The sequence below is a fragment of the Bacillus sp. NMCC46 genome, from assembly GCF_002998465.1.
Classification (GTDB): domain Bacteria; phylum Bacillota; class Bacilli; order Bacillales; family Bacillaceae; genus Bacillus.
Genome location: NZ_PVQZ01000004.1, coordinates 86,083 through 109,379, shown reverse-complemented (window position 1 = coordinate 109,379; position 23,297 = coordinate 86,083). Strand labels below are relative to the sequence as shown.

At 40.2% G+C, this 23,297-nt stretch carries 24 protein-coding genes; 16 read left to right on the top strand and 8 right to left on the bottom strand.

The features are described from left to right. The first annotated feature begins 100 nt into the window (after nt 1-100). The 6 genes from atpF (at nt 101) to C6Y01_RS12610 (ending at nt 5,510) form a co-directional block, all read left to right on the top strand. Nucleotides 101-622 (top strand): F0F1 ATP synthase subunit B, encoded by a 522-nt coding sequence (gene atpF / locus C6Y01_RS12635; protein ID WP_034660288.1) that lies wholly within the window; start codon nt 101-103, stop codon nt 620-622. Beyond that, the gene (locus C6Y01_RS12630) at nt 619-1,164 is read left to right on the top strand and encodes a F0F1 ATP synthase subunit delta (RefSeq protein ID WP_034660287.1); all 546 of its coding nucleotides are present in this window, start codon (nt 619-621) and stop codon (nt 1,162-1,164) included. Before atpF ends, C6Y01_RS12630 begins: the two co-directional genes overlap by 4 nt. 16 nt (nt 1,165-1,180) lie before the next feature. Next, entirely contained in the window at nt 1,181-2,689 is a 1,509-nt protein-coding gene (gene atpA / locus C6Y01_RS12625; RefSeq protein ID WP_034660286.1) for a F0F1 ATP synthase subunit alpha, read from the top strand. Between the two features lie 88 nt (nt 2,690-2,777). Next, a complete protein-coding gene (locus tag C6Y01_RS12620) occupies nt 2,778-3,644 on the top strand; it encodes a F0F1 ATP synthase subunit gamma (RefSeq protein ID WP_034660284.1) in 867 nt (288 codons plus the stop codon). Nucleotides 3,645-3,668: 24 nt separating this feature from the next. Next, the gene (gene atpD / locus C6Y01_RS12615; RefSeq protein ID WP_034660283.1) at nt 3,669-5,090 is read left to right on the top strand and encodes a F0F1 ATP synthase subunit beta; all 1,422 of its coding nucleotides are present in this window, start codon (nt 3,669-3,671) and stop codon (nt 5,088-5,090) included. Between the two features lie 24 nt (nt 5,091-5,114). After that, on the top strand, nt 5,115-5,510 hold the full coding sequence (locus C6Y01_RS12610) for a F0F1 ATP synthase subunit epsilon (protein ID WP_034660282.1): 396 nt from the start codon (nt 5,115-5,117) through the stop codon (nt 5,508-5,510). 41 nt (nt 5,511-5,551) lie between these two features. On the opposite strand, the gene C6Y01_RS12605 is transcribed toward C6Y01_RS12610, so the two are convergent. Next, entirely contained in the window at nt 5,552-6,058 is a 507-nt protein-coding gene (locus C6Y01_RS12605; RefSeq protein WP_411266056.1) for a hypothetical protein, read from the bottom strand. Nucleotides 6,059-6,195: 137 nt separating this feature from the next. Between C6Y01_RS12605 and C6Y01_RS12600 the strand changes: the two genes are divergently transcribed. The 6 genes from C6Y01_RS12600 to C6Y01_RS12575 all read left to right on the top strand — a co-directional run bounded on the left by C6Y01_RS12600 (nt 6,196) and on the right by C6Y01_RS12575 (nt 11,688). Next, nucleotides 6,196-6,426 carry a DUF1146 family protein gene (locus tag C6Y01_RS12600; RefSeq protein WP_034660280.1) on the top strand — a complete coding sequence of 77 codons (231 nt, stop codon included), beginning with the start codon at nt 6,196-6,198 and terminating at the stop codon, nt 6,424-6,426. Between the two features lie 128 nt (nt 6,427-6,554). Beyond that, nucleotides 6,555-7,289, top strand: coding sequence for a YwmB family TATA-box binding protein (locus C6Y01_RS12595; RefSeq protein ID WP_034660279.1), 735 nt, complete (start codon nt 6,555-6,557; stop codon nt 7,287-7,289). Between the two features lie 32 nt (nt 7,290-7,321). After that, entirely contained in the window at nt 7,322-8,629 is a 1,308-nt protein-coding gene (gene murA, locus C6Y01_RS12590; RefSeq protein WP_034660278.1) for a UDP-N-acetylglucosamine 1-carboxyvinyltransferase, read from the top strand. Between the two features lie 254 nt (nt 8,630-8,883). Continuing rightward, entirely contained in the window at nt 8,884-9,909 is a 1,026-nt protein-coding gene (spoIID, locus tag C6Y01_RS12585) for a stage II sporulation protein D (protein ID WP_034660277.1), read from the top strand. A 323-nt stretch (nt 9,910-10,232) separates the two neighbouring features. After that, on the top strand, nt 10,233-10,931 hold the full coding sequence (locus C6Y01_RS12580) for a VWA domain-containing protein (protein WP_080869567.1): 699 nt from the start codon (nt 10,233-10,235) through the stop codon (nt 10,929-10,931). 82 nt (nt 10,932-11,013) lie between these two features. Further along, nucleotides 11,014-11,688, top strand: coding sequence for a VWA domain-containing protein (locus C6Y01_RS12575; RefSeq protein WP_034660275.1), 675 nt, complete (start codon nt 11,014-11,016; stop codon nt 11,686-11,688). 52 nt (nt 11,689-11,740) lie between these two features. Here the strand turns inward: C6Y01_RS12575 and C6Y01_RS12570 are convergent, their stop codons facing one another. Continuing rightward, nucleotides 11,741-14,089, bottom strand: a complete 2,349-nt coding sequence (locus tag C6Y01_RS12570) for an FdhF/YdeP family oxidoreductase (protein ID WP_106038271.1) — start codon at nt 14,087-14,089, stop codon at nt 11,741-11,743. Between the two features lie 82 nt (nt 14,090-14,171). Next, on the bottom strand, nt 14,172-15,437 hold the full coding sequence (locus tag C6Y01_RS12565) for an L-lactate MFS transporter (protein ID WP_034660272.1): 1,266 nt from the start codon (nt 15,435-15,437) through the stop codon (nt 14,172-14,174). Nucleotides 15,438-15,571: 134 nt separating this feature from the next. Between C6Y01_RS12565 and fdhD the strand changes: the two genes are divergently transcribed. After that, a complete protein-coding gene (fdhD, locus tag C6Y01_RS12560; protein WP_034660270.1) occupies nt 15,572-16,360 on the top strand; it encodes a formate dehydrogenase accessory sulfurtransferase FdhD in 789 nt (262 codons plus the stop codon). A 10-nt stretch (nt 16,361-16,370) separates the two neighbouring features. After that, nucleotides 16,371-17,378: a GTP 3',8-cyclase MoaA gene (gene moaA, locus C6Y01_RS12555; protein WP_034660268.1), complete on the top strand. Its 1,008-nt coding sequence runs from the start codon at nt 16,371-16,373 to the stop codon at nt 17,376-17,378. 253 nt (nt 17,379-17,631) lie between these two features. Here the strand turns inward: moaA and rpsN are convergent, their stop codons facing one another. The 4 genes from rpsN to C6Y01_RS12535 all read right to left on the bottom strand — a co-directional run bounded on the left by rpsN (nt 17,632) and on the right by C6Y01_RS12535 (nt 19,912). After that, a complete protein-coding gene (gene rpsN / locus C6Y01_RS12550) occupies nt 17,632-17,901 on the bottom strand; it encodes a 30S ribosomal protein S14 (RefSeq protein WP_025093900.1) in 270 nt (89 codons plus the stop codon). A gap of 16 nt (nt 17,902-17,917) precedes the next feature. Continuing rightward, nucleotides 17,918-19,114, bottom strand: a complete 1,197-nt coding sequence (locus C6Y01_RS12545) for a GTP-binding protein (RefSeq protein WP_034660726.1) — start codon at nt 19,112-19,114, stop codon at nt 17,918-17,920. 82 nt (nt 19,115-19,196) lie between these two features. Then, on the bottom strand, nt 19,197-19,346 hold the full coding sequence (rpmG, locus tag C6Y01_RS12540) for a 50S ribosomal protein L33 (protein WP_003214771.1): 150 nt from the start codon (nt 19,344-19,346) through the stop codon (nt 19,197-19,199). A 143-nt stretch (nt 19,347-19,489) separates the two neighbouring features. Then, on the bottom strand, nt 19,490-19,912 hold the full coding sequence (locus tag C6Y01_RS12535; RefSeq protein ID WP_034660265.1) for a DUF5362 family protein: 423 nt from the start codon (nt 19,910-19,912) through the stop codon (nt 19,490-19,492). A 527-nt stretch (nt 19,913-20,439) separates the two neighbouring features. On the opposite strand from C6Y01_RS12535, the gene C6Y01_RS12525 reads away from it, so the two are divergent. Next, nucleotides 20,440-20,844, top strand: a complete 405-nt coding sequence (locus C6Y01_RS12525; protein WP_034660263.1) for a hypothetical protein — start codon at nt 20,440-20,442, stop codon at nt 20,842-20,844. A 45-nt stretch (nt 20,845-20,889) separates the two neighbouring features. On the opposite strand, the gene C6Y01_RS12520 is transcribed toward C6Y01_RS12525, so the two are convergent. Beyond that, nucleotides 20,890-21,399 carry a thiol:disulfide interchange protein gene (locus tag C6Y01_RS12520; protein WP_034660262.1) on the bottom strand — a complete coding sequence of 170 codons (510 nt, stop codon included), beginning with the start codon at nt 21,397-21,399 and terminating at the stop codon, nt 20,890-20,892. A 97-nt stretch (nt 21,400-21,496) separates the two neighbouring features. On the opposite strand from C6Y01_RS12520, the gene C6Y01_RS12515 reads away from it, so the two are divergent. Continuing rightward, nucleotides 21,497-23,296, top strand: a complete 1,800-nt coding sequence (locus C6Y01_RS12515) for an ABC transporter ATP-binding protein (protein ID WP_034660260.1) — start codon at nt 21,497-21,499, stop codon at nt 23,294-23,296. The last annotated feature ends 1 nt before the right edge of the window (nt 23,297 follow it).

The following is a 23,297-nucleotide window of genomic DNA, read 5'->3' as shown; positions in this document are numbered from 1 at the left end:
ATGAATTTTAATGGCGAAGATCAGATTAGTTCGAAACTTCGCCATTCCTTTATGTTTTGTTTCTTAACATATTATTTAAAGAAGGGAGTTGCCGTACTAAATGTCTCAGTTACCAGTGGTTTTAGGAGCAGGTGGCTTAAGTTTCAACGCCGGGGATATGTTATTCCAGCTTATCGCTATGCTCATCCTGCTTGCACTTTTAAAGAAATTTGCGCTTAAACCTTTATTAGGTATTATGAAGCAGCGTGAAGATTATATAGGAAATGAAATTTCAAGTGCTGAACAAAAGCACGTTCAAGCTGAAAAGCTTCTTGAAGAACAACGTGTCTTATTGAAAGAAGCACGCGAAGAATCACATACACTCATCGAAAATGCGAAAAAGATTGGTGAGAAACAAAAAGAAGAGATCATTCAAGCAGCACGTCAAGAGTCAGAGCGCTTGAAAGAGTCTGCTAGAACTGAAATCGTGAAAGAAAAAGAACAAGCTGTGGCTGCACTGCGCGAGCAGGTTGCATCACTATCTGTACTCATTGCATCTAAAGTGATTGAAAGAGAACTTGATGAGCAAGCACAAGAGAAATTGATTCAAGAGTATCTTAAAGAGGCAGGCGAAAGCCGATGAGCGTGACTATTGTCTCTAAGCGTTACGCTTCTGCTCTTTTTGACATCGTTCTTGCTTCTTCGGCAGTAGACGAAACTGAAAAAGAGCTGAATGAGATCAAAAAAGTTCTAAAGGCTGACCAAGAATTGAATGACTTTCTTGTTCATCCAAAGATTACGGCAGATAAAAAGAAACATTTGATTGCAGAAGCTTTCAAAGGTGTTTCGACACATGTATTGCACACAATGTATTTATTGATTGACCGCGGACGCACGAATATTTTCTCTGAAATGACGTCTGAGTTTGTGAAACTTGCAAACCGCACGAAACAAATAGACGATGCGGTCGTGTATTCAGTGAAACCGCTGAGCGGCGCTGAAATTCAATCTTTATCTGAAGTATTTGCCAAAAAAGCCGGAGTCACATCACTGCGTGTTGAAAATGTGATTGACAAGGATCTAATAGGCGGAGTGAAAATCCGTATCGGAAACCGCATTTATGACGGCAGTGTCAGCGGAAAGCTTTCCCGCATTGAACGTCAGCTTGCAGGCGAAAATCGTTAGAAGGGGTGAAACCTTAGTGAGTATCAAAGCTGAAGAGATTAGCGCGCTGATAAAGCAGCAAATCCAAAACTATCAATCTGAAATTGAAGTAAAAGATGTCGGTACAGTCATTCAAGTAGGGGACGGTATCGCGCGTGTACATGGCCTTGACAACATTATGGCAGGAGAGCTGGTTGAGTTCTCTAATGGTGTAATGGGTATGGCTCAAAACCTTGAGGAGTCTAACGTAGGTATCGTGATTTTAGGACCTTACAAAGATATCCGTGAAGGTGACGATGTAAAACGTACAGGTCGTATCATGGAGGTTCCAGTAGGTGAAGAATTAATCGGACGTATTGTGAACCCACTTGGTCAGCCTGTTGATGGACTAGGTCCAATCTTAACGAGCAAAACTCGTCCAATCGAAAGTGAAGCACCAGGCGTTATGGATCGTAAATCTGTACATGAGCCGCTTCAAACAGGGATTAAAGCAATTGATGCCTTGATTCCAATCGGACGCGGACAGCGTGAATTGATCATTGGTGACCGTCAAACAGGTAAAACATCTGTTGCAATTGATACGATCCTAAACCAAAAAGATCAAGACATGATCTGTATTTATGTAGCGATCGGACAAAAAGAATCAACGGTTCGTGGTGTTGTTGAAACACTTCGTAAGCATGGTGCGCTTGATTACACAATCGTAGTCACAGCTTCTGCATCACAGCCAGCCCCGCTTCTTTACCTTGCTCCTTATGCAGGTGTAACGATGGGTGAGGAATTCATGTATAACGGCAAGCACGTACTTGTTGTATATGATGACCTTTCTAAACAAGCGGCAGCTTACCGTGAGCTTTCATTATTGCTTCGCCGTCCTCCAGGTCGTGAGGCATTCCCTGGTGATGTTTTCTATCTTCACTCTCGTTTATTAGAGCGTGCAGCGAAGCTTAGTGACGAAAAGGGTGGCGGTTCTATCACAGCATTGCCTTTCGTAGAAACGCAAGCTGGCGATATCTCTGCATATATCCCAACAAACGTTATTTCAATCACAGATGGACAGATTTTCTTACAATCTGATCTCTTCTTCTCAGGCGTACGTCCAGCAGTAAACGCAGGATTGTCTGTATCTCGTGTAGGTGGTTCTGCACAAATCAAAGCGATGAAAAAGGTAGCAGGTACACTTCGTCTGGATCTTGCTTCTTATCGTGAGCTTGAAGCATTCGCTCAGTTTGGATCTGATCTAGACCAAGCGACTCAAGCAAAATTAAACCGTGGTGCTAGAACAGTTGAAGTCTTAAAACAAGACTTGAACAAACCGCTTAAAGTTGAAAAACAAGTAGCGATTCTTTATGCACTTACAAGAGGATACTTAGACGATGTCGCGATTGCTGATGTCAAACGTTTTGAAGCTGAGTTATTCATGTACATTGAAGAAAACCATAAAGACTTGTTTGACACCATCTCTCAAACAGGAAACATGCCTGCTGATGAAGAGTGGAATACAGCAATCGAAGGCTTTAAACGTACGTTTGCACCAAGCAACTAATTAGTAATCTTTCCGAGAGAAAAAGATTCTCTTTTTCTCTCTTTTCACGTAAATGAACACGGATTCCTGAAAAAAGGTGGTGAAATCTTTGGCCTCATTACGCGATATAAAGTCAAGGATCACGTCAACGAAAAAATCGAGTCAGATCACAAAAGCGATGCAAATGGTATCAGCTGCGAAACTGAATCGTGCTGAAAACAATGCGAAGTCTTTTGTTCCTTACATGGAGAAAATCCAGGAAGTGGTTGCTGCAATCGCAACTGGAACAAGTGCTAAGCACCCAATGCTTCTTTCAAGACCTGTCAAGAAAACAGGGTATCTCGTCATTACATCTGATCGGGGGCTTGCAGGACCTTTTAACAGCTCGATTTTGCGTGCCGCTTACCAAACCATTCAATCTCGTCATCAATCCGCTGATGAATATGCGGTGATTGTGATTGGTAAAATCGGACGCGACTTCTTCAAAAAGCGCGGTATTCCAGTTATTTCTGAAGTAACAGGGCTTGGAGACGAAGTAGCGTTTGCTGATATTAAAGAATTAGCAAGCAGTACAGTTCAAATGTTCTCTGATGAAGCGTTTGACGAACTTTACATGTTCTACAACCACTTTGTCAGTGCCATTTCACAAGAAGTAACAGAGAAGAAATTATTGCCGCTAACGGACCTTTCGGCCGCAGCGACACCAAATAAACGTTCCGCATCTTATGAGTTTGAGCCTTCTGAAGAAGAAATTCTTGAAGTTCTCCTTCCTCAATATGCAGAGAGTTTGATTTTCGGTGCGCTTCTTGACAGCAAAGCAAGTGAACATGCTGCAAGGATGACAGCAATGAAGAGTGCAACAGACAACGCAAAAGAATTGATCGACAACCTGACACTCTCTTATAACCGTGCTCGTCAAGCAGCGATTACACAAGAGATTACAGAAATTGTCGGCGGAGCAGCTGCCTTAGAATAGAAATAATTGTCAGGAGGGAATGCAATGAAAACAGGACGCATCAGTCAGATCATGGGACCAGTCGTAGACGTTCATTTTGAAGACGGTCACTTGCCTGAGATTTATAATGCGATCAGAGTTTCGCATAAAGCGGAAAGCGAAAGTGAAGTTACTATCGACTTAACTTTAGAAGTAGCACTACATTTAGGTGATAATACAGTCAGAACCATCGCAATGGCATCAACAGACGGTGTGAAGCGCGGTATGGAAGCTGTAGACCTTGGAAAACCAATTTCAGTACCAGTTGGTAACGTAACACTTGGACGTGTATTCAACGTACTGGGAGATAACATTGACTTAGATGAGCCACTTGGTGTGGAAGCTCAAAGAGATCCAATCCACAGACAAGCGCCTTCTTTTGATCAACTTTCTACAGAAGTTGAAATTCTTGAAACGGGTATTAAAGTTGTTGACCTTCTTGCTCCTTACATCAAGGGTGGAAAGATCGGTCTATTCGGTGGAGCCGGTGTAGGTAAAACCGTTCTGATTCAAGAATTGATCAACAACATCGCACAAGAACACGGCGGTATTTCTGTATTCGCTGGTGTTGGAGAGCGTACACGTGAAGGAAACGACCTTTACTACGAAATGAAAGATTCTGGCGTTATCGAAAAAACAGCCATGGTCTTCGGCCAAATGAACGAGCCGCCAGGTGCGCGTATGCGTGTTGCCCTAACTGGTTTGACAATGGCAGAGCATTTCCGTGATGAACTAGGTCAAGACGTATTGTTCTTCATCGATAACATCTATCGTTTTACCCAAGCAGGTTCTGAAGTATCAGCCCTTCTTGGACGTATGCCTTCAGCGGTAGGTTATCAGCCGACACTTGCAACAGAAATGGGTCAGCTGCAAGAGCGTATCACGTCTACAAACGTAGGATCGGTTACATCGATTCAAGCGATCTATGTACCTGCGGATGACTATACGGATCCAGCTCCAGCAACAACGTTCGCTCACCTTGATGCAACGACAAACCTTGAGCGTAAGCTGACTGAAATGGGTATTTACCCAGCGGTTGATCCTCTTGCTTCAACATCTCGTGCACTTGCACCTGAGATCGTTGGCGAAGAGCATTATGCCATTGCGCGTGAAGTGCAGCAAACATTGCAGCGTTATAAAGAACTACAAGATATCATTGCCATTTTAGGTATGGATGAATTATCTGAGGACGATAAGCTTGTGGTACACAGAGCGCGTCGTGTTCAATTCTTCCTATCTCAAAACTTCCACGTAGCAGAGCAGTTCACTGGCCAAAAAGGTTCTTACGTGCCATTGAAAGAAACTGTTAAAGGCTTCAAGGAAATCTTATCTGGTAAATACGATCACCTTCCAGAAGATGCATTCCGCTTAGTTGGACGCATTGAAGAAGTGGTTGAAAAAGCCAAAGAGATGGGTGTAGAGGCCTAATCTGGTCCTTAGGAGGGTAAAAGCATGAAGACCGTTCAAGTCAATATCGTTACTCCCGACGGCCCAGTGTATGAAGCGGATGTGGAAATGGTCAGTGTCAGAGCAGAAAGCGGTGAGCTTGGTATTTTAGCTGGCCACGTTCCAATGGTTGCTCCGCTAAAAATCGGTGCAGTTCGCTTAAAACATAGTGGATCAACTGAATTGGTTGCAGTAAGTGGCGGATTTGTTGAAGTTCGCCCTGAACAAGTAACCATTCTTGCTCAGGCCGCTGAAACATCAGATAAAGTTGATGTCGATCGTGCTAAATCAGCGAAACAGCGTGCTGAAGAGCATTTGAACCACCCGAATGAAAGTGATGTACGCCGGGCGGAACTCGCATTAAAACGGGCGTTAAACCGTTTAAATGTAGCAGGGAAATAAAATAGAAAATCCTTCTTATCATTGTGATAAGAAGGATTTTTTTAGAATGACATGAGAGATTGGTACATCGACACATACGGGTGAGAATCCTGTTTTTCAAGATATAAGTGCTCGCAAAACTGCGTACTATGCCACGTTTTATTGTGCCGGCGCAAACCAAGCGTATATTGATGCGGAGAGTCCATATAAGGCCGCACGACCCAGTCAGCATCTGAATGATGACGGAGGACAACCTCTCCCATATACACACTCATCATCGCTTCTAATGCATCTATTGGCATTTTCCACTCAGCAAACAGCTGCTTGGTAAATGCATCAAAGTATAGTGATTCTAACTGATACAGGCTTTCCTCAGAATAATCCAAAGAAATGTTATGAAAATGACACAATTGCGCTAATTCTTCTAGCTGTGTCTGTCTATAATCAAAGTAGAAAGCAATGGCCTCCCATTCATGATCAAATGAGGGAACCAGTTCTCCGTACAAATCAACAAAGTCAGGAAAAGAATCTCTCAATGTGTTCAGCTCCTTCCACACGCAGTATATCATCTCCCTGGCACCAGGATAAGAGGGGATTCACTCTAAATATAGCTCTTTTTTCCAAATGATTCATCTTTCCGATTTTCGAGGATATAATGAAAGGGAGTTTTCCTTTACAGAAATAAATAAAAGGAGGATTCAACTGTATGGAAGACGTAGGACAACAAGCCATCGTGAGTATTGTGATCCACCTGTTTTTTATTGCGGTTACATGGTGGGCATTGCTTGCCGTAAATATTGATCCACTGATTAAAAAAGGGAAAATCGTTCAGGCAAGATTGCTGATGATGCTCATTACCATTGCCATCGCATCTGCAGTCAGCAATTTCTTCCTTGATTACTTAAATTTCTCTAGACAAATTCCTTATATGTTCTAACATAAAAGGTTTGGTCACTGCCTTATGCGGGAACGTAAAAAGAAGCGTCAAAAGTATGGTCTTTGATGACTTTTCCACGTATGCATAGACCTCCTTGCGGCAACACTTGTAGCAAGGGGGAATGACAAGTGAGAAAGTATGTAAAAGGTTGGCCATTATTTGCGTTTATTCTTTTTTTTGTTCTGATGATTCAAGGTGTTCGTGCGGAAGAATCTTCTCCGCTCGCCCAAATAGCAGAAGGTCTGAAAAACCAGCAAATTGAAGTAGATGGATGGACCCTTCACGCCAAAACAAATGTAGACATTTCATCCGAACAATTTTCAAAAAAAGTGCAACGTTTGAAAGACGAACTACGACAGTATGAGTGGACCGAAAAAGAAGAGAAACATGTCACCAAAGTCACAGGAATTTACAAAGATGAAAAAAATGATACTTTATCGAAAATTTTACTCGTGAAGACCGACACAAAATCCAATCAAAAGTCGTATTTATTATATGAGCAAAAAGGTGCTCGCCCACTGAATACCTGGGAGCATACATATGATCAGTTCGTACGTCATGCAAAAAGCATATTACAAGAGAAATTTGTAATTTTTACTTGTCTCGATGGTCATGTAAATGGTATGATGGATGTTGTTTTGCAAAAAAAAGCTGAAACGTTAGCAAATGAATTTCAAGCAAAACCAGTTGAGTATCTCGTTGAGTCTAATTTTGTGTCGCTTTCCGCTTACACAGATAAGTGGGAACAGTTCATTATGACTTCAAATGATAAAATGAATGTTCAAATTGCCATCAGAAGTTCGGAAATGAACGAAAATCATACGATTACGGTTGGCACACCAATCGTAACGACTGAATATTAATATAGAGAATTTGGGACGCGGAGGGGAAGACCTTGGAAAAAATCATCGTCCGCGGCGGTCAAAAGTTAAACGGCACAGTTAAAGTAGAAGGCGCAAAAAATGCCGTTTTACCAGTTATCGCTGCATCTTTGTTAGCAAGTACAGAAAAAAGCGTAATTTGTGATGTACCTACGCTCTCCGATGTATATACAATCAATGAAGTGTTACGTCATTTAGGAGCAGAAGTACATTTTGAAAATAACGAAGTATCAGTGGATGCATCTCATGCACTAGAAACTGAGGCTCCGTTTGAGTATGTCCGTAAAATGCGAGCGTCTGTGCTCGTCATGGGACCACTTTTAGCAAGAACAGGTCATGCAAGAGTTGCATTACCTGGAGGCTGTGCGATTGGTTCAAGACCAATTGACCAGCATTTAAAAGGCTTTGAAGCAATGGGAGCTAAAATTCAAGTAGGAAATGGTTTCATCGAGGCTGAAGTAAAAGGCCGTTTAAAAGGTGCGAAAATCTATTTGGATTTCCCAAGTGTCGGTGCAACTGAAAACATCATCATGGCAGCAGCATTAGCTGAAGGAACAACGATTTTAGAAAACGTAGCAAAAGAACCTGAAATTGTTGATTTGGCAAACTACATCAATGCCATGGGCGGTAAGGTTCGCGGAGCTGGTACTGGTACAATCAAAATCGAAGGTGTGGAAACACTTCACGGTGCAAAACACAACATCATCCCTGACAGAATTGAAGCAGGTACTTTCATGGTGGCAGCAGCTATTACAGAAGGAAATGTTCTTGTAAAGGGCGCAGTGCCAGAGCACATGACATCACTTGTAGCAAAAATGGAAGAAATGGGTATTCAGATCATTGAAGAAGAAGAAGGTTTAAGAGTCATTGGACCATCTGAGCTCAAGCCAATCGATCTAAAAACAATGCCACATCCTGGTTTCCCAACGGATATGCAATCTCAGATGATGGCGCTATTGCTTCGTGCGAACGGAACAAGCATGATTACAGAAACGGTGTTTGAAAACCGCTTTATGCATGCTGAAGAATTCCGCCGCATGAATGGCGATATTAAAATTGAGGGTCGCTCTGTGATTATCAACGGGCCGGTTCAACTTCAAGGTGCTGAAGTATCAGCGACTGATTTAAGAGCAGGAGCAGCACTTGTACTTGCTGGATTAGTAGCAGAAGGTCATACACGTGTCACTGAGTTGAAGCATATCGATCGTGGTTATGTGAACTTCCACCAGAAGCTTGCAGCAATCGGTGCAGATATTGAAAGAGTAAACGATGAAACAGCAGATGTGACACAAGAACAAGTTGTATCAGATCTGAACGCGTAATCATAAAGAAATCAGTGTGTCCATGGGGCATGCTGATTTTTTTTAGAATCATAGAATGCTTTATTTTTAAAGCTTATCATTAGTGTATCCAACCATCTTAAATTTTATTCATAAAGACGAACAGTAAAATCAGTTGATAAACAGCCTCATATCTTCATCAAAAGACTTGTCCACTGAATGAAAGAAGCTGTCATATTAGCTTGTCCCCGCCCATAGGATAAAAGAGATTCAATGACAAATGGGGGCAGCCAAATATGAAACCAATGATATGGACAATCGCAGGAATATGCATCATTATTTTAATGATTCCAACTTTACTTGTGTTGCCGACGTTTCAAGGGAAACCGGAGGTAAGCCAGCATGTATCAGCGGAGCCATCAGTTAAAAAAGAAGTGAAGGGTACAGTCAAATTGAAGCAATCACCCGTCGCTATCCCCGTCTATCGTTCAGCTCATCAGCAGGTAGAAAACATCCCCTTAGAAGAGTATGTGATCGGTGTCGTAGCGTCTGAAATGCCAGCTGATTTTGAAATGGAAGCACTCAAGGCACAGGCACTCGCTGCAAGAACGTATATCGTCAGACAAATGATCATCGATAAGACTGTCAAATCACCAAAGGGCTCTCTTGTAGATGACACCCAAATGTTCCAAGTTTATAAAAACAAGCAGGAACTCAAGAAAATTTGGGGGAAAGCGTACAATTGGAAGTTAAAAAAAGTCACAGAAGCTGTCGCCAGCACACAAGGAAAAGTGCTGACTTATGATGAGAAACCAATTGATGCCTCATTCTTTTCAACAAGTAACGGAAAAACGGAAAATGCCGAAGCTTATTGGAAAAACGAAATCCCATATTTGAAAAGTGTCTCAAGTAAATGGGACGAAAAATCGCCAAAATTTCAAAATAAGAAAACCATCACAGTTAGTGAATTTCAGCAAAAATTAGGTGTGACGCTCACTCAGCAGGCTCAGGTAGGACAGATAGTAGAACGGACGCCAGGAAATCAAGTAGCGAAAGCCGTAATAAACGGTAAAACATTGACAGGCAGAGACATTCGAGAGTCACTAGGACTTCATTCAGCGGACTTTACATGGGAACGACAGGGCCAGCAAATTATCATTACGACAAAAGGGTATGGCCATGGGGTTGGAATGAGTCAGTATGGTGCGCACTATATGGCACAGTCAGGCAAAAAAGTAGAGGCTATCGTGAAACATTATTATAAAGGGATTCAAATTGAATCAGCTGAACGTTTTCTCAACACGTATATGGCTAAAAAATAAAGCAAAGTTGCCTCAGAAATGGGGCATCTTTTTTTGTGTTCCAAGAGGTTTGAACAGAATGTGTCAATTTGCGACTTAAGACGCACCTCAGGAAATCTTAAACATTTACGTCCCGACAAGAACCGATGGCCGATACAAAGCCCCTCGAAAGAAGGAGAAAACAAAAGAAAAAATGATATGTTAGGTGAATATATCTAGACAACTGACAGATTTTTAGTGATTTTGATGAAAGAGAAAAAGGGACCGAGTCCTATACCATTCCAAGACAGAATATTTTACGATTAAGATGTTTCAATTAAATACATAAGGAGGAAGGAAAAATGATGTTGAAAAAAGTATTTACACTCGTAACCTTAGCTGTATTGACATTATCTATGTCAATCTCTTCACCAGTATTTGCAAAAGCATCTACAGTCAAAAAACATAACAAAGATGTAAGAGTTACTATCTTACTTGATGCAAGTGGAAGCATGGCAAGAAAAGTAGAGGGAGAACGCAAATTTGACCTCGCAAAACAAGAGGTATTTAAATTTGCTCAGTCACTTCCAAAAGACGCTAAAATTCGTATGAGCTTGTTTGGCTCTGAAGGTAACAACAAAAATTCAGGTAAAGCTCAATCATGTGAAGTCATTAGAGGCGTTTATGGCGTACAGCCTTACGAAAAAGAAAGCTTTGAAAACTCTTTAAACGGACTTGGACCAAATGGCTGGACACCGATTGCTCGTGCTCTTGAAAATGCAAAGCAAACGGATGAACAGCTTAATGGTGGAACAAAACATATTGTGTACCTAATCACTGATGGTGAAGAAACTTGTGGCGGAGATCCAGTAAAAGTAGCAAAAGAATTGCATAACTCAAAAGGATCGACTGTTGTTAATGTGATCGGATTAGACTTTAACGATGGCTATGAAGGTCAATTGAAGCAAGTAGCCAAAGCGGGTAAAGGCCAATACTACCAAGCAAGCACTGGTAAAGAAATGGGTTCTATCTTGTCGGCAGAATCATTAAAACTACACGAATAACTTGCTGAACAAAAGGGAAACGATTGATGTATGCTATCGTTTCTCTTTTTCTGTACAAATGTAAAAAGGGAGGTTTTTATGAATGAAACGAAATATTGTATTAACCATTTTGGCTAGTCTTGTCCTGCTTCTTTCTTCACCAGCTCATGCTGTGACAAAACAGGAGCCTGCTCATGTGGTGATATTACTTGATTTAAGCGGCAGCATGGCACAATCAGTTGAAGGCGAAAAGAAAATCGATATCGCCAAACGTTCTATTCAAAGCTTCGCAAGTATTTTATCAGAAGATACACAAGTCCTGCTACGTGTGTTTGGTCATGAAGGAACCAATAAAAATGCAGGAAAAGCAGTTTCTTGTGGAAGCTCTGAAGCCGTTTACGGATTTGGATCATATGAGCCATCAACATTTCAGCAAGCACTGAATGTGTATAAGCCGACCGGCTGGACACCACTTGCAAAAGCATTAACAGATACGAAACAAGATTTTGAAGATCACCAGGCTGAAGGAAAAAATATTGTCTATGTCGTCAGTGATGGTAAAGAAACTTGTGGAGGAAGCCCTTCACAAGCAGCAAAGGAATTACATGAAGACGGAATTGACACCATCGTCAATATCATCGGCTTTGACGTGAATGAAAAAGAAGCAAAAAGTCTAAAGTCTGTTGCCAAAGCGGGTGGTGGACAATATCAACCGGCTGCGAATGCCGAAGAATTGAATCACATTCTACAAAATGAAGCGAGCGCTTTTGGTCAGTAGGATGTGAATGGGAGCTGGGGATTGTTTTCCCCAGCTGTTTTTTAGTTGAAGATCAATTCAAAGTGGTTTCTAATTCATCAATTCGTTTCTCCACGTAGTGCTGATCTTTTCTTGCATGAAAAGTTTCGGCTTTTTCTAATATTGCCGCCGTATTATACTCGGGAATCTGTGAGTAGCTCTCATACACACCCTTTGGAATTAAAACGTTCCCTTCAGGCCAATAAACAGCGATATTGCCACGTTTCAAATCCCCGAATTGAGCCACTCCTTGATAGGACCCATATTGATTAAACAAGACAACTGGATCACCTTCTTGGACATAAAGTTCTTTTGCATCTTCGTTATTCATCAAGATAGAATGACGCTTCCCACCATTAAAGGCATCCTTTTCACTATAGATCATGGAGTTGAATTGCTTTCCTCTTCTTGTCGTGATATTAAAATGTCCCTCGGTTTTTCGGTATTGAGGCAGCTGGGCAGGAAGAAGATGTCCTTTGCCGTCTGGTGTTGGACACTCCCCGTCTTCACATAGCCATGCGCCACCCCATTGAAAAACGTCTCCTTTATGACGCAAATGCTGGATGCCGTCATAGTTTCGATTTGCGACCGCAATCTCACGGCGAATGTCTTCAGCTGTTTCGAAATGAATCAGCTCAGCATCTTCTGGCCGGACTCTTTTTGCAAGATCAATATAAATGTCCCATTCTGCTCTGGCTTCCTCAATACGAGGTCCTTCAATTTCTGGACTGAAATATACCATGCGTTCCGTACTAGTTGATGTACCGCCGCCTGGCTGTTCATATCTTGTCATAGCAGGCAGAACAATTACCGTCTCTTCTGCCTCTACAAGTGTAGAGGTATTCAAAATGATATCTTGATGGACACGGAGTTCAAGCTCAGATAAAGCTTTTTCGATCGCATCTGGATTTGGCATCGTTTCTAAAAAGTTTCCGCCGCTCGTAAACAGCATTTTGAGTTTTTGCAGATGTTCTTTTGGGAGAGCCATTTTCTCAAAGGATTGCCCAATGGTGTCACCATGCCATTTCGGAATGTCAAACCCCCAAATTTTTTCGATTCTTTCAATATTCTCTTCATCAAAATCACTGCCCGGCAAAACGAATGGATCAGCACCCATTTCACCAGAACCTTGAACGCCGCTATGCCCCCGAATTGGCATGACACCACAATGTTTCCTGCCAATAAATCCACGTAACATAGCAAGGTTGGCGACCTGTGATATATTATCAGTTGCAAAGCGGTGCTGGGTAAGACCCATACTCCAAATAAAAACGCCTGAATTGGCATTGGCAAGGAGGTTCGCAAATTCCTTCATTCTTTCTTTTGATAAGCCTGATGATGCTTCTAGGTCCCCCCACTTCAACTGTGCGACATGCTGCTTTAAATCCTGTATGCCGGTAGTATGGGCTTGAATAAATTCATGATCAAGAGCGGAATGGGGAGCATGCTGCTCCATGTCAAACCAATGTTTGATGACGCCGTTCATAAACGCAATATCGCCGCCTATATTGACTTGATAGAAATCATCCGCGATTTTTGTGCCGAATAGAGCACTTTCTGGAATAGAGGGAACCCAGTACTTTTCCATGGCAGGCTCTTTGTACGGATTGATGACAATAATTTTGGTTCCTTTCTTTTTCGCCGCATACATATATTTAGTGGAAACGGGCTGATTGTTTGCTGCGACAGATCCCCAAAAAATTAAGACATCCGTTCCGATCCAATCGTTGTAATTACAGCTGGAGGCTCCTATACCAAGGGATCGTTTAAGAGCGGTTTTGCTCGGTGAATGACATATGCGAGACGCATTATCAATATGATTTGTCCCGATAAAGCGAGCTGCCTTCGCAGCGGTATAATAGACTTCATTTGTAATTCCTCTAGCCGTTAAATAGAAAGCGAGCTGCCGTTTATCAATTGATTTGATTTTAGCTGCGATTTGATCTAATGCATCATCCCAGGAAATACGCGTAAAGGCATTGTCACCTTTTTTTCGAATCAGTGGATAAGGAATACGGCCAAGTTTGCGAAGAGAGGTGCTGTCCATTTGTTTGAGCTGTTGAATATCTTCGAACCATTTTGGATCAATAGCTGGCATTGTATTAAGACGAAGTACATTTAGTCTTGTGGTGCATATATGAGGTCCTGCGAGCGTTTGGTCATATAACCCTGAAACACCCAGGGCACAGCCATCACACACGCCCTGCGTTAAAATACGATATGCATAGGGGAGATTATCCTTGTTTTCCCATGCCACTTTCATCGTATCTCGAATGTGTTTCGGTTTTACTTTTCCAAGCCCCATAGGCGCAAAAGAGGCCCATAGCTTTGGTGAGGGTTTTTTATTAAGCTTAATAGGCCCCTTATGTTTTGTTCTCCCCATGATATCATCACCCTCCTATTACTTTATAAAGCGTTTTCATATCTAAAAATTACCTTTAGATTGTGATTCTGTCAAATTCAAATTAAGGTCGGGCTGAGACAGAAGAAGTAGCAGTAAGGTTTGTTTCTCTAAGCTGTTGAATATCTTTCCGTATGAGAAGAGATATGATAAAAGCAATGAAAAATAAGCCAGAGAACACCATCAGACTTTGCGTGTAGTTACCTGTTATATCTCGAATAAAGGATGAAAATAAAGGTCCAGCTAAACCAGCAGCGGCCCAGGCAGTCAGAATATAACCGTGTATGGCACCAAGTTGTTTCGTGCCAAATAAATCCCCAATATAGGCTGGAATTGAAGCAAACCCTCCTCCATAGCACGTATAAATGATCGCCATCACGATTGAAAAGACGAACGGTTCTTTTAAATAGGGGAGTAAAGGAAAGGCAATGAGCTGGATACTAAAGAAGATTGTATACGTATTCGGCCTTCCGATATAATCTGAGAAGGATGCCCAGCCAATCCGCCCTAAACCATTAAAAGCACCTAAAATACCAACAAGGGTAGCTGCAGCACCTGCAGTGAATCCAACACTTTCTTGAGCAAGAGGCGATGCAACTGAAATAATGGCAATTCCGCATGTGATATTAATAAAGAGCATGAGCCACAAATAATAAAAACGTCTTGTTTTGATCGCTTCATTTGCTGTAAGCTGTGATAAATCCTGAGGGATTTTTCTTTGATTTGTTTTTAACACGTCAAACTGTTTGACGTCTTCAGATGTTGGTGGTGATAAATAAAGAGATGAGATCACCATGATCATAAAATAGGAAATTCCAAGAATGTAAAAGGTATTTGCGATGTCCACTTTTTCAATGAGATATTGGATAATTGGGCTGCAAATAAGAGAAGCAAATCCAAAACCCATAATAGCTAAGCCGGTTGCAAGTCCTCTTCGGTCCGGAAACCATTTCACTAAAGTTGATACAGGTGCAATGTAACCTACCCCTAATCCTATCCCAGCGAGTACACCATAAAATAAATAGAGGAGAGGGAGTGAGGACATGTGGACAGCGAACCCTGATCCTGTCATTCCGAAACCGAAGAAAATGGCTGAGAAAAGCCCCGATGCTCTTGGACCATACCTTTCAACGAAATGCCCCATGAAAGCAGCAGATAATCCTAAAAATAAAATAGCAATACTGAAGGTCAAGCTTATTTCTGTCAATGACCACTGAAAAGCTTGATGTAAAGGATTCGTAAAAACACTCCAAGCATAAACAGACCCAATAGATAAATGAATTCCTACAGCACTTGTTGCAATGAGCCAGCGATTTTTCGATTTGTTCATTTTGTTCCCCCCATATAAAGCAATCAAAAAGTTTGATAAGATAGGAATATGTTACAATTTTATGACTTTTTAAAATAATATCATAATTTGATTGGATCATATAACTAAATTTGTGCTGAAAGGAAGATCATACAATGAATCCTTCTGTTAAAAAGAAACGAGTCATACACCAATACAGTGAAGGCCAATTTACTTGCAAAACAGATGAAGTTGTAGAGGAATTCCCTTTAACTGTGATCGTGAATGGAGAGGAATTTGTGACACTTGTTTGTTCACCAGATCATTTGAAAGAATTGGTTATCGGTTTTTTAGCTTCAGAAGGAGTCATTCGATTTGAAAATGAGATTAAAAGGTTTACAATAGATGAAAGTATGGGCTTTGCATATGTTGATTTAGTTCACCCAAACGGATTTCAGTCATCAGATTTTACAAAGCGAGTGATTGGTTCTTGTTGTGGGAAAGGGAGACACTTTTATTTTCTCCAAGATGTGAAAACGGCAAAAACAGCCATTGATCGAATCAACATTTCTGCTGAAACCTGTATGCATCTAATGAAGTGTTTACAAGAAGAAAGCCAATTATTTCAACATACTGGTGGTGTGCATAATGCTGGACTGTGTGACACAGAGAAGCTATTCATCACTAGAACTGATATAGGAAGACATAATGCTTTAGATAAAATCTATGGATACTGTTTACTTCATCGAATTCCACTTAGAGATAAAATCCTTGTGTTTAGCGGCCGGATATCGTCAGAAGTTTTATTGAAGGCAGCAAAACTAGGAGTGTCGATCGTCATCTCAAAATCAGCACCTACTGAGCTGGCGCTTAATATGGCAGAAGAATTAAATATCACGACAGTTGGATTCGTCAGAGGAAAATCTTTTAATATCTACACTCACCATCAGCGTATTACAGAATAGGAGGCAAAGTATGGACAGTATATTGGATAAGAGACATCGACCATTGCGCGATTTAAGAATATCAGTAACAGATCGCTGTAACTTTAGATGTACGTACTGTATGCCTGCTGAAATTTTTGGACCAGATTATCCTTTTTTGAATAAAGAAGAACTGCTTAGTTTCGAAGAAATTGAACAGCTTGCTACCCTTTTTGCAAAGGACTTAGGTGTGGTGAAAATACGCATCACGGGTGGTGAACCTTTAATGCGAAAAGATTTGCCTATCTTAATAGAAAAGCTCTCAAAAATTCCAGGAATCGAAGACATTGCTATGACAACCAATGGAACGCTTTTACCTTTATATGCTGATAAGTTAAAGAAAGCCGGTCTTCAGAGAGTCACCATTAGTTTGGATTCATTAAATCCTGACCGTTTTATGCAAATGAACGGAAGGAATATTTCTATCCAAAAAGTGTTTGATGGGATTGAGGCTGCAAAAAAAGCTGGACTTGCTATTAAGATCAATATGGTTGTTCAAAAAGGTGTGAATGATCAGGATGTTTTACCAATGGCAGCTTACTTTAAAAAAGAAGGACATGTTCTCAGATTTATCGAGTTTATGGATGTTGGAAATACGAACAAATGGAATCTAGAGCATGTCATGACAAAGAAAGAGATCATTGGTCTAATTGATTCAACATTTCCTATCAAACCAGAACCTCCTCAATATCCAGGTGAAGTAGCCAACCGATTCTTTTATAAAGATGGTTCAGGAGAGATAGGCATTATTTCTTCTGTTTCAGATGCTTTTTGTGGAACATGTAACAGAGCGAGGCTTTCTGCTCGCGGTGAATTGTTTACATGTCTTTTTGCATCGTCGGGTTTTGATCTGAAACGGGTGATTCGCTCGGCTAAAGATAATGAAGATATAAAGAATATATTGAAGGAACTATGGTCGAATAGACATGATCAATATTCAGCCGAGAGAGAACAGAAGAAAGATCAGAAAAAAGTTGAAATGTCATACATCGGTGGGTAGTGACAACAAAGTATCATGATCATGTATTTTTGAAAAGAAGAGAAAAAGTCATAATCATTGTTGACAATCTTTTTTTGAAATAGGTCTATTCATCTTATGAATCCAGTCATTATAAAAAACCAGCAGAAACTCTGCTGATTTTTAAAATGTTATTTTGTAGCTCAAAAAGGTTTAGAAATGCCTGGAAAATAGAATTTTAAACATTTTTTGCTACTTTACTTTTATGAGAGCTGTGATAAGATCAACTCAATCTTTACCAGCTCGATTTTTTTACTCCTGGGATGTGGCCCTTATAGGCAAGCTCACGAAAAGCAATTCTAGACATTTTAAATTTTCGTAAGTAACCTCTAGGGCGGCCGGTTAATTCACAGCGGTTTTTTAAGCGGGTAGGGGAAGAGTCTCTAGGTAATTTCCGTAAAGCTTCATAGTCACCTTTTTCTTTTAACTCTTTTCTTAATTCTGCATATTTCAATACAAGCTGCTGCCGCTTTTTTTCTTTAGCAATCTTAGATTTCTTTGCCACTTAAAACCCTCCTTTTTTAATGTTGGATTTTCCATTGAAAGGGGTCTTCAAATGTAGTCCAATCTTGATCAAATTCTTCAGGTGTGAGTAAGCATTGATCTAGTGTGCGAATGATATCTGCTTTAGGCAAATCTACGCCGATAAACACAAGTTTTGTATGCCGATCACCAAATTCTGCGTCCCACTCGTCAAGAAGCTCTGGTTCTTGCTTTAATATCCGTGCCTTATCTTGCTCAGGCAAGGCAGCAATCCAGTATGCAATTGGTTCAATCGCAACAGATTTTCCGGCCTGTGAAATTAAAATGGTTAAATCATGATGTGTGGCAAGCCATGTAAATCCTTTAGCGCGAACTATTTGCTCCGGCATCTGATCTAACCAATTATTTAACCTGCCGGTATGAAAGGGGAGTCTTCTTTCATAAACAAAGGATGAGATTTGGTATTCTTCTGTTTCCGGCGTATGCTGAGAATGCCCGGCGTTGATTTCTTTGATCCAGCCAGCAGAAGCACTGGATTTTTCAAAGTCGAATAAACCAGTATTTAAAATGTCACTTGGCTTTACTTGCCCTTTTGAGGTTCTGATGATAGATGCTTCTGGTTGAAGTGTGGTCAGCACGCGCTCAAGTCGATCTAATTCTGAGTTTGATACTAGATCACACTTATTTATAATCAGCACGTCACAAAATTCAATTTGATCAATAAGTAAATCGGAAATTTCTCGTTCGTCATCATCGGAAACGGCTTGTTTACGGTCTAATAAACTTTCTCCTGACTGGAAGTCGGTCCAGAAACGGTTCGCATCTACAACAGTGACCATCGTGTCTAACCGGCAAAAGCGTGTCAAATCTATTCCCATTTCTTCATCAATATAAGAGAAAGTTTGCGCGACTGGAATTGGTTCACTAATACCTGTTGACTCAATGACAATATAATCAATATGACCAGTTTTACACAGGCGTTCTACTTCGATTAACAAATCTTCTCTTAATGTGCAGCAAATACAACCATTAGACAATTCAACTAGTTTCTCATCTGATCGAGAGAGCTCACCGCCTTGTTTGACTAGTTCTGCATCAATATTAATTTCGCTCATGTCATTGACAATTACAGCTACTTTTAACCCTTTACGATTTTGTAGGACATGATTTAATATTGTTGTTTTTCCTGCTCCTAAAAAACCGCTTAATACTGTAACAGGTATTCGCTTATTCATTTCTTTCTGTCCTTTTGACAATACTCATTTTGATTTCCGCCTCACTTAAAAAGTAATGATTACGATTTAATGCCTAAAAAATTCATTTTGTTTCTCTATGAAGGGTATATTTCTTTAGCCGAGGAGAATATTTTTTTAACTCCAGTCGGTCCGGGTTCGTTCTTTTATTCTTTGTTGTGATATAGTTTCTGTCACCCGTTTCAGTACAGGCTAAGGTAATTTTTACGCGCATCAGTAATAGGATCCTCCTTTAATTCGTAATGATTACGATTTGTATTTTAAAATGATCAAGGCGGAATGTCAAGCTTAGTAGGATGAATAATGCCAAATGATCAAACAAAAGGGGTATCGAATGTTCATTGATACCCCTCTCCATTAATAAAAGTCACCAAGCTCTTGTTCGTATTCACCTTCGTATTGCTGGACGTCACTAGGAATTTCTTGAAGAAAGGCTAGGCCACCTAATATCAGCATCAAGATAATGGCGATGAATGAGAGAATGACTGTGACAATACTTGATATGGCAAATAGCGTCTGCATTTTCATCATCTTAGCATATTGTTCTAATAACTCTTCATAAGAAGTATCAGGAGCTTGAATTAATTGTTCAGCTGCGTTTACAGATTTTTGTACATGGATTCCCATCATAATGAGGAAGACGCCAAGGGCAGCAGGAAGAACAAGCCAAAAACCAATAAGAATAGCTAGGCCGCCTGAAATATAGAGAAATATACTACCAACTTTTCCCCACTTTGTGATCGAATGAAGAGATTGAATGATTTTCTCAGTTTGTTGCAATGGTGTTCACTCCTTTATGTATTCACTCTTTATCATACTTGAGCAAGTAGTACTTTAGGAAGAGTGAATGTAGAGCAATTAAAAAATATTTCTATCTTCACTTTACTATTTATGGATAAATAAATTATCTTCAAATAAGAAAAAAGTAACATTTACTATAAATTTTAACGACAGTTTATGTCATAAATAAGATTAGTAGTTAAAAATAATTAGTAAATTTATCAAAATATGTTGTTAGTTGTCTTTTAATTGGTTATTATTGTGTTGTATTACCATAAAAATTGGAAGGTGGAATTCATATGTTAGATCGTTTCTTAAACAAAATGACCAATGTTCAACCTGCAGCTTCAAGATGTATTTTACAAAAATTAGTCACTTCATGTAAATCAGCGCCAACTTGTTTCCTTCAAGGTGTTGGAACTTTCCGTTACTACGTGGATCGTGATACAGGTGAGATATGTACTAGCCAAGAACGCGTTAGATGTGGCTGCTAAATTCAAGGATTTTATTTAATAGGATGTGAACGCATGAGCATATCTTCAATTTCATTTTTAACAAATGCTGTGCAGACGTCAAACAGTCGTCAAGCGGGTCAAACATCAAATTCTTTTTTAAACCAAGCTGCGAAAATTGTTCAAGGCGACCATTCTCCAGAAGAGAGAAAGGCATTATTTCAACAACTGACTCTAGTTCAGCAAGGAAAAGATTTAGAGCTTCATGTGTCTAAATTAAAGGAACTAGAGAAAGAGGTTCAAAAAGAATCGTCTTCTTCGTCTGTTACTGTGAATCAGCATGGTGACCAAGTAGACATTTCAAATGAGGCTCGCAGTGAGTTTGAACAAGCTGAGGAACAAGCGACAGCTTCAAGTGGAGCGAGTGAAATCGCAGCAAGGGAAAAGGATCAGGATGTTCAGGCAGATCCACACCAATAAAAAAACGAGGCGTGTGTTTGTTGTCTTCACATGCCTCATTTATGTTTATTTTGCAGAAATCCTTGAATAAAGACCATCCGGAAAAGGGGCTGCATATGAGATTGTTTCATCTTCTTCTACCAAGATGTAATATGGAAACTCTTCAATATGAAAGGCGCCTATCATTTGTTCGTCCACTGAGATAATTTGCATGTTGGTTTGGTTATCACGATATAATTCTTGATCCTCTTCTTGCCCATTCTTTAGCAAAATACTAAAAGAAATGTCTAATTGACGCTGCCTTTTCGTTTCTAGGAATTGTTCCAGTGATGGGATGCAGTGCGGACATGCTGTGTCAGTGAATATAAGCAGCTGTTGCTTGTGATTGGTTTGCAGCAAATCATTCATTTGAATAGGTGATGGTTTTTCAATTAGCGGATGAACAAGTTTTTGTCCGACATGCTGGATCGGTAAGATGATTAATTCCATCTGGTGTTTTAAATAGATGATGATTCCGATCGTCAATAAAAGACTGCAAAGAATAAGAGTGAGCTGTAAAAGTAAGATTGAATTCATCGTTATCGTCCTCTCAGAATGAAGTTACGCAGAGCTATCATAATATAAATATCAAAAATATGTCAATTATACTAAATGGTGTAAGGTGGAGCGTTTGATGAGTACAGTGAACCATTGTTTATATGCAATCTCCTATACTTGGAAAAGAAGTCGATCATATCTGCTGTTAACTCTATTGATCCAAGTGATCGTTGGTTTTATGCCTTTGGCTAGTGTCTGGATTATTCAAACATTGATTAATGAAATTATTTTATTCATGACTTCTTCAGGAGACATTCAAAAGGTCTTAAGGTTATTTGGGTTGCAAATGGTCATTGTGGTTTTAGGATATGGGCTTCAATTCATTCTTCAACTTAGTCAGCAAAAAGCGACAAATATGATTGGTTTGCATTTGAAGGGTGAATTGCTTCAAAAGGCAATCAGGCTGCCATATATTACATTTGAACATCCGTCTTTTTATAATGAAAGTCAACGTGTGATGAACAGTCATCAGCATGTTCTGAGTATGGTTAGAAGTATTTTTACAATCATGAGCGCATTGATTACTGTTGTATCACTTCTCATTTATATGATCGGTATCCATTGGGGTTTGGCGGTCATTCTGATCTTATTTACCCTGCCTGTCTTGTGGATTGAGCTCTTCTTTGGAGGCGCGCGGTATCAATTAAACCGCATGTTAACTGCTAACGACCGAAGAGAAATGTATGTGTCCGACCTTGTTGCACAGCGAGATTCATTGAAGGAAATCCGTTTATATGGAATAGGACATTATCTTCTTCAAAAATGGAAAGGTCATTATGTAAAAAGTGCAGATGAAAAATATAAATTACTAAAACGGCAGGTTCGCTGGGAGATGGCGGGCGGATTGCTTATGACATTTGCCTATGTGTGCTGCGGTCTTTTTATTGTCTTTCTTATCTTTCAAAAGAAATTAGCAGCAGGTACGTTTGTCGCTGTGCTGCAAGCTGTGCAAAATATTCAAAGTGGTTTTCAGGACTTAACGAGGGAATGTTCTAGTTTATATGAAACGAGTCTCTATATTGATGAAATGAGAACTTTTCAAAAGAGAGAAGAAGAAATTGATGAACAGAAAGAGAAAGGGGCATCGCTTCGGAGGATTGAGTGTATTCGGTCCATTACGCTAGAAAACCTCTCTTTTACCTATCCGAATATGAAAACGCCTGCTATTGAGCATATACATTTTCATATCAATAAAGGTGAACGCATTGCATTGGTGGGGGATAACGGATCAGGTAAGACGACCTTGATTAAATGTTTGACCGGTTTATATGATCCAGACAAGCCGAATATGCAAAAGGTCAATGGTGAGTCTATTTCGACCATTTATAAAAAATCATATCATGCGAGAATGGCTGTCCTTTTTCAAGATTTTATGAAGTACGAATTCACTGTGAAAGAAAACATTGGATTTGGCCGTATCGACGAAATAGATGAGGAAGAGCGCATGGTGTCAGCTGCGCGGCAAGCAGGCATAGAGAAAAGAATTCATCAAATGGAAGAAACATACGATGCGCAGCTTGGCCGGTTTTTTGAAGAAGGTCATGAACTGTCTGGCGGACAATGGCAAAAGCTTGCGATGGCGAGAACCTTCTTTAGAGAAAGTGATTTTATCATTTTAGATGAACCGACTTCTGCTCTTGATCCGCTATCGGAGATTTCACTCATTCGAAAGCTATTCGATCATACGCAGGATCAAGGGGTCTTGTTTATCACACACCGTATGGGAGCGGCCCGCTTAGCAGACCGCATTATCGTGATGAAAGATGGTGCTTTCGTTGAAGAGGGGAACCATGAAGAGCTGATGGCGCTAGGTGGAGAGTACAAAAGGCTTTATGAGGCACAATCTCAACTATTTCAACAAAAGGAGATGGCGTAAG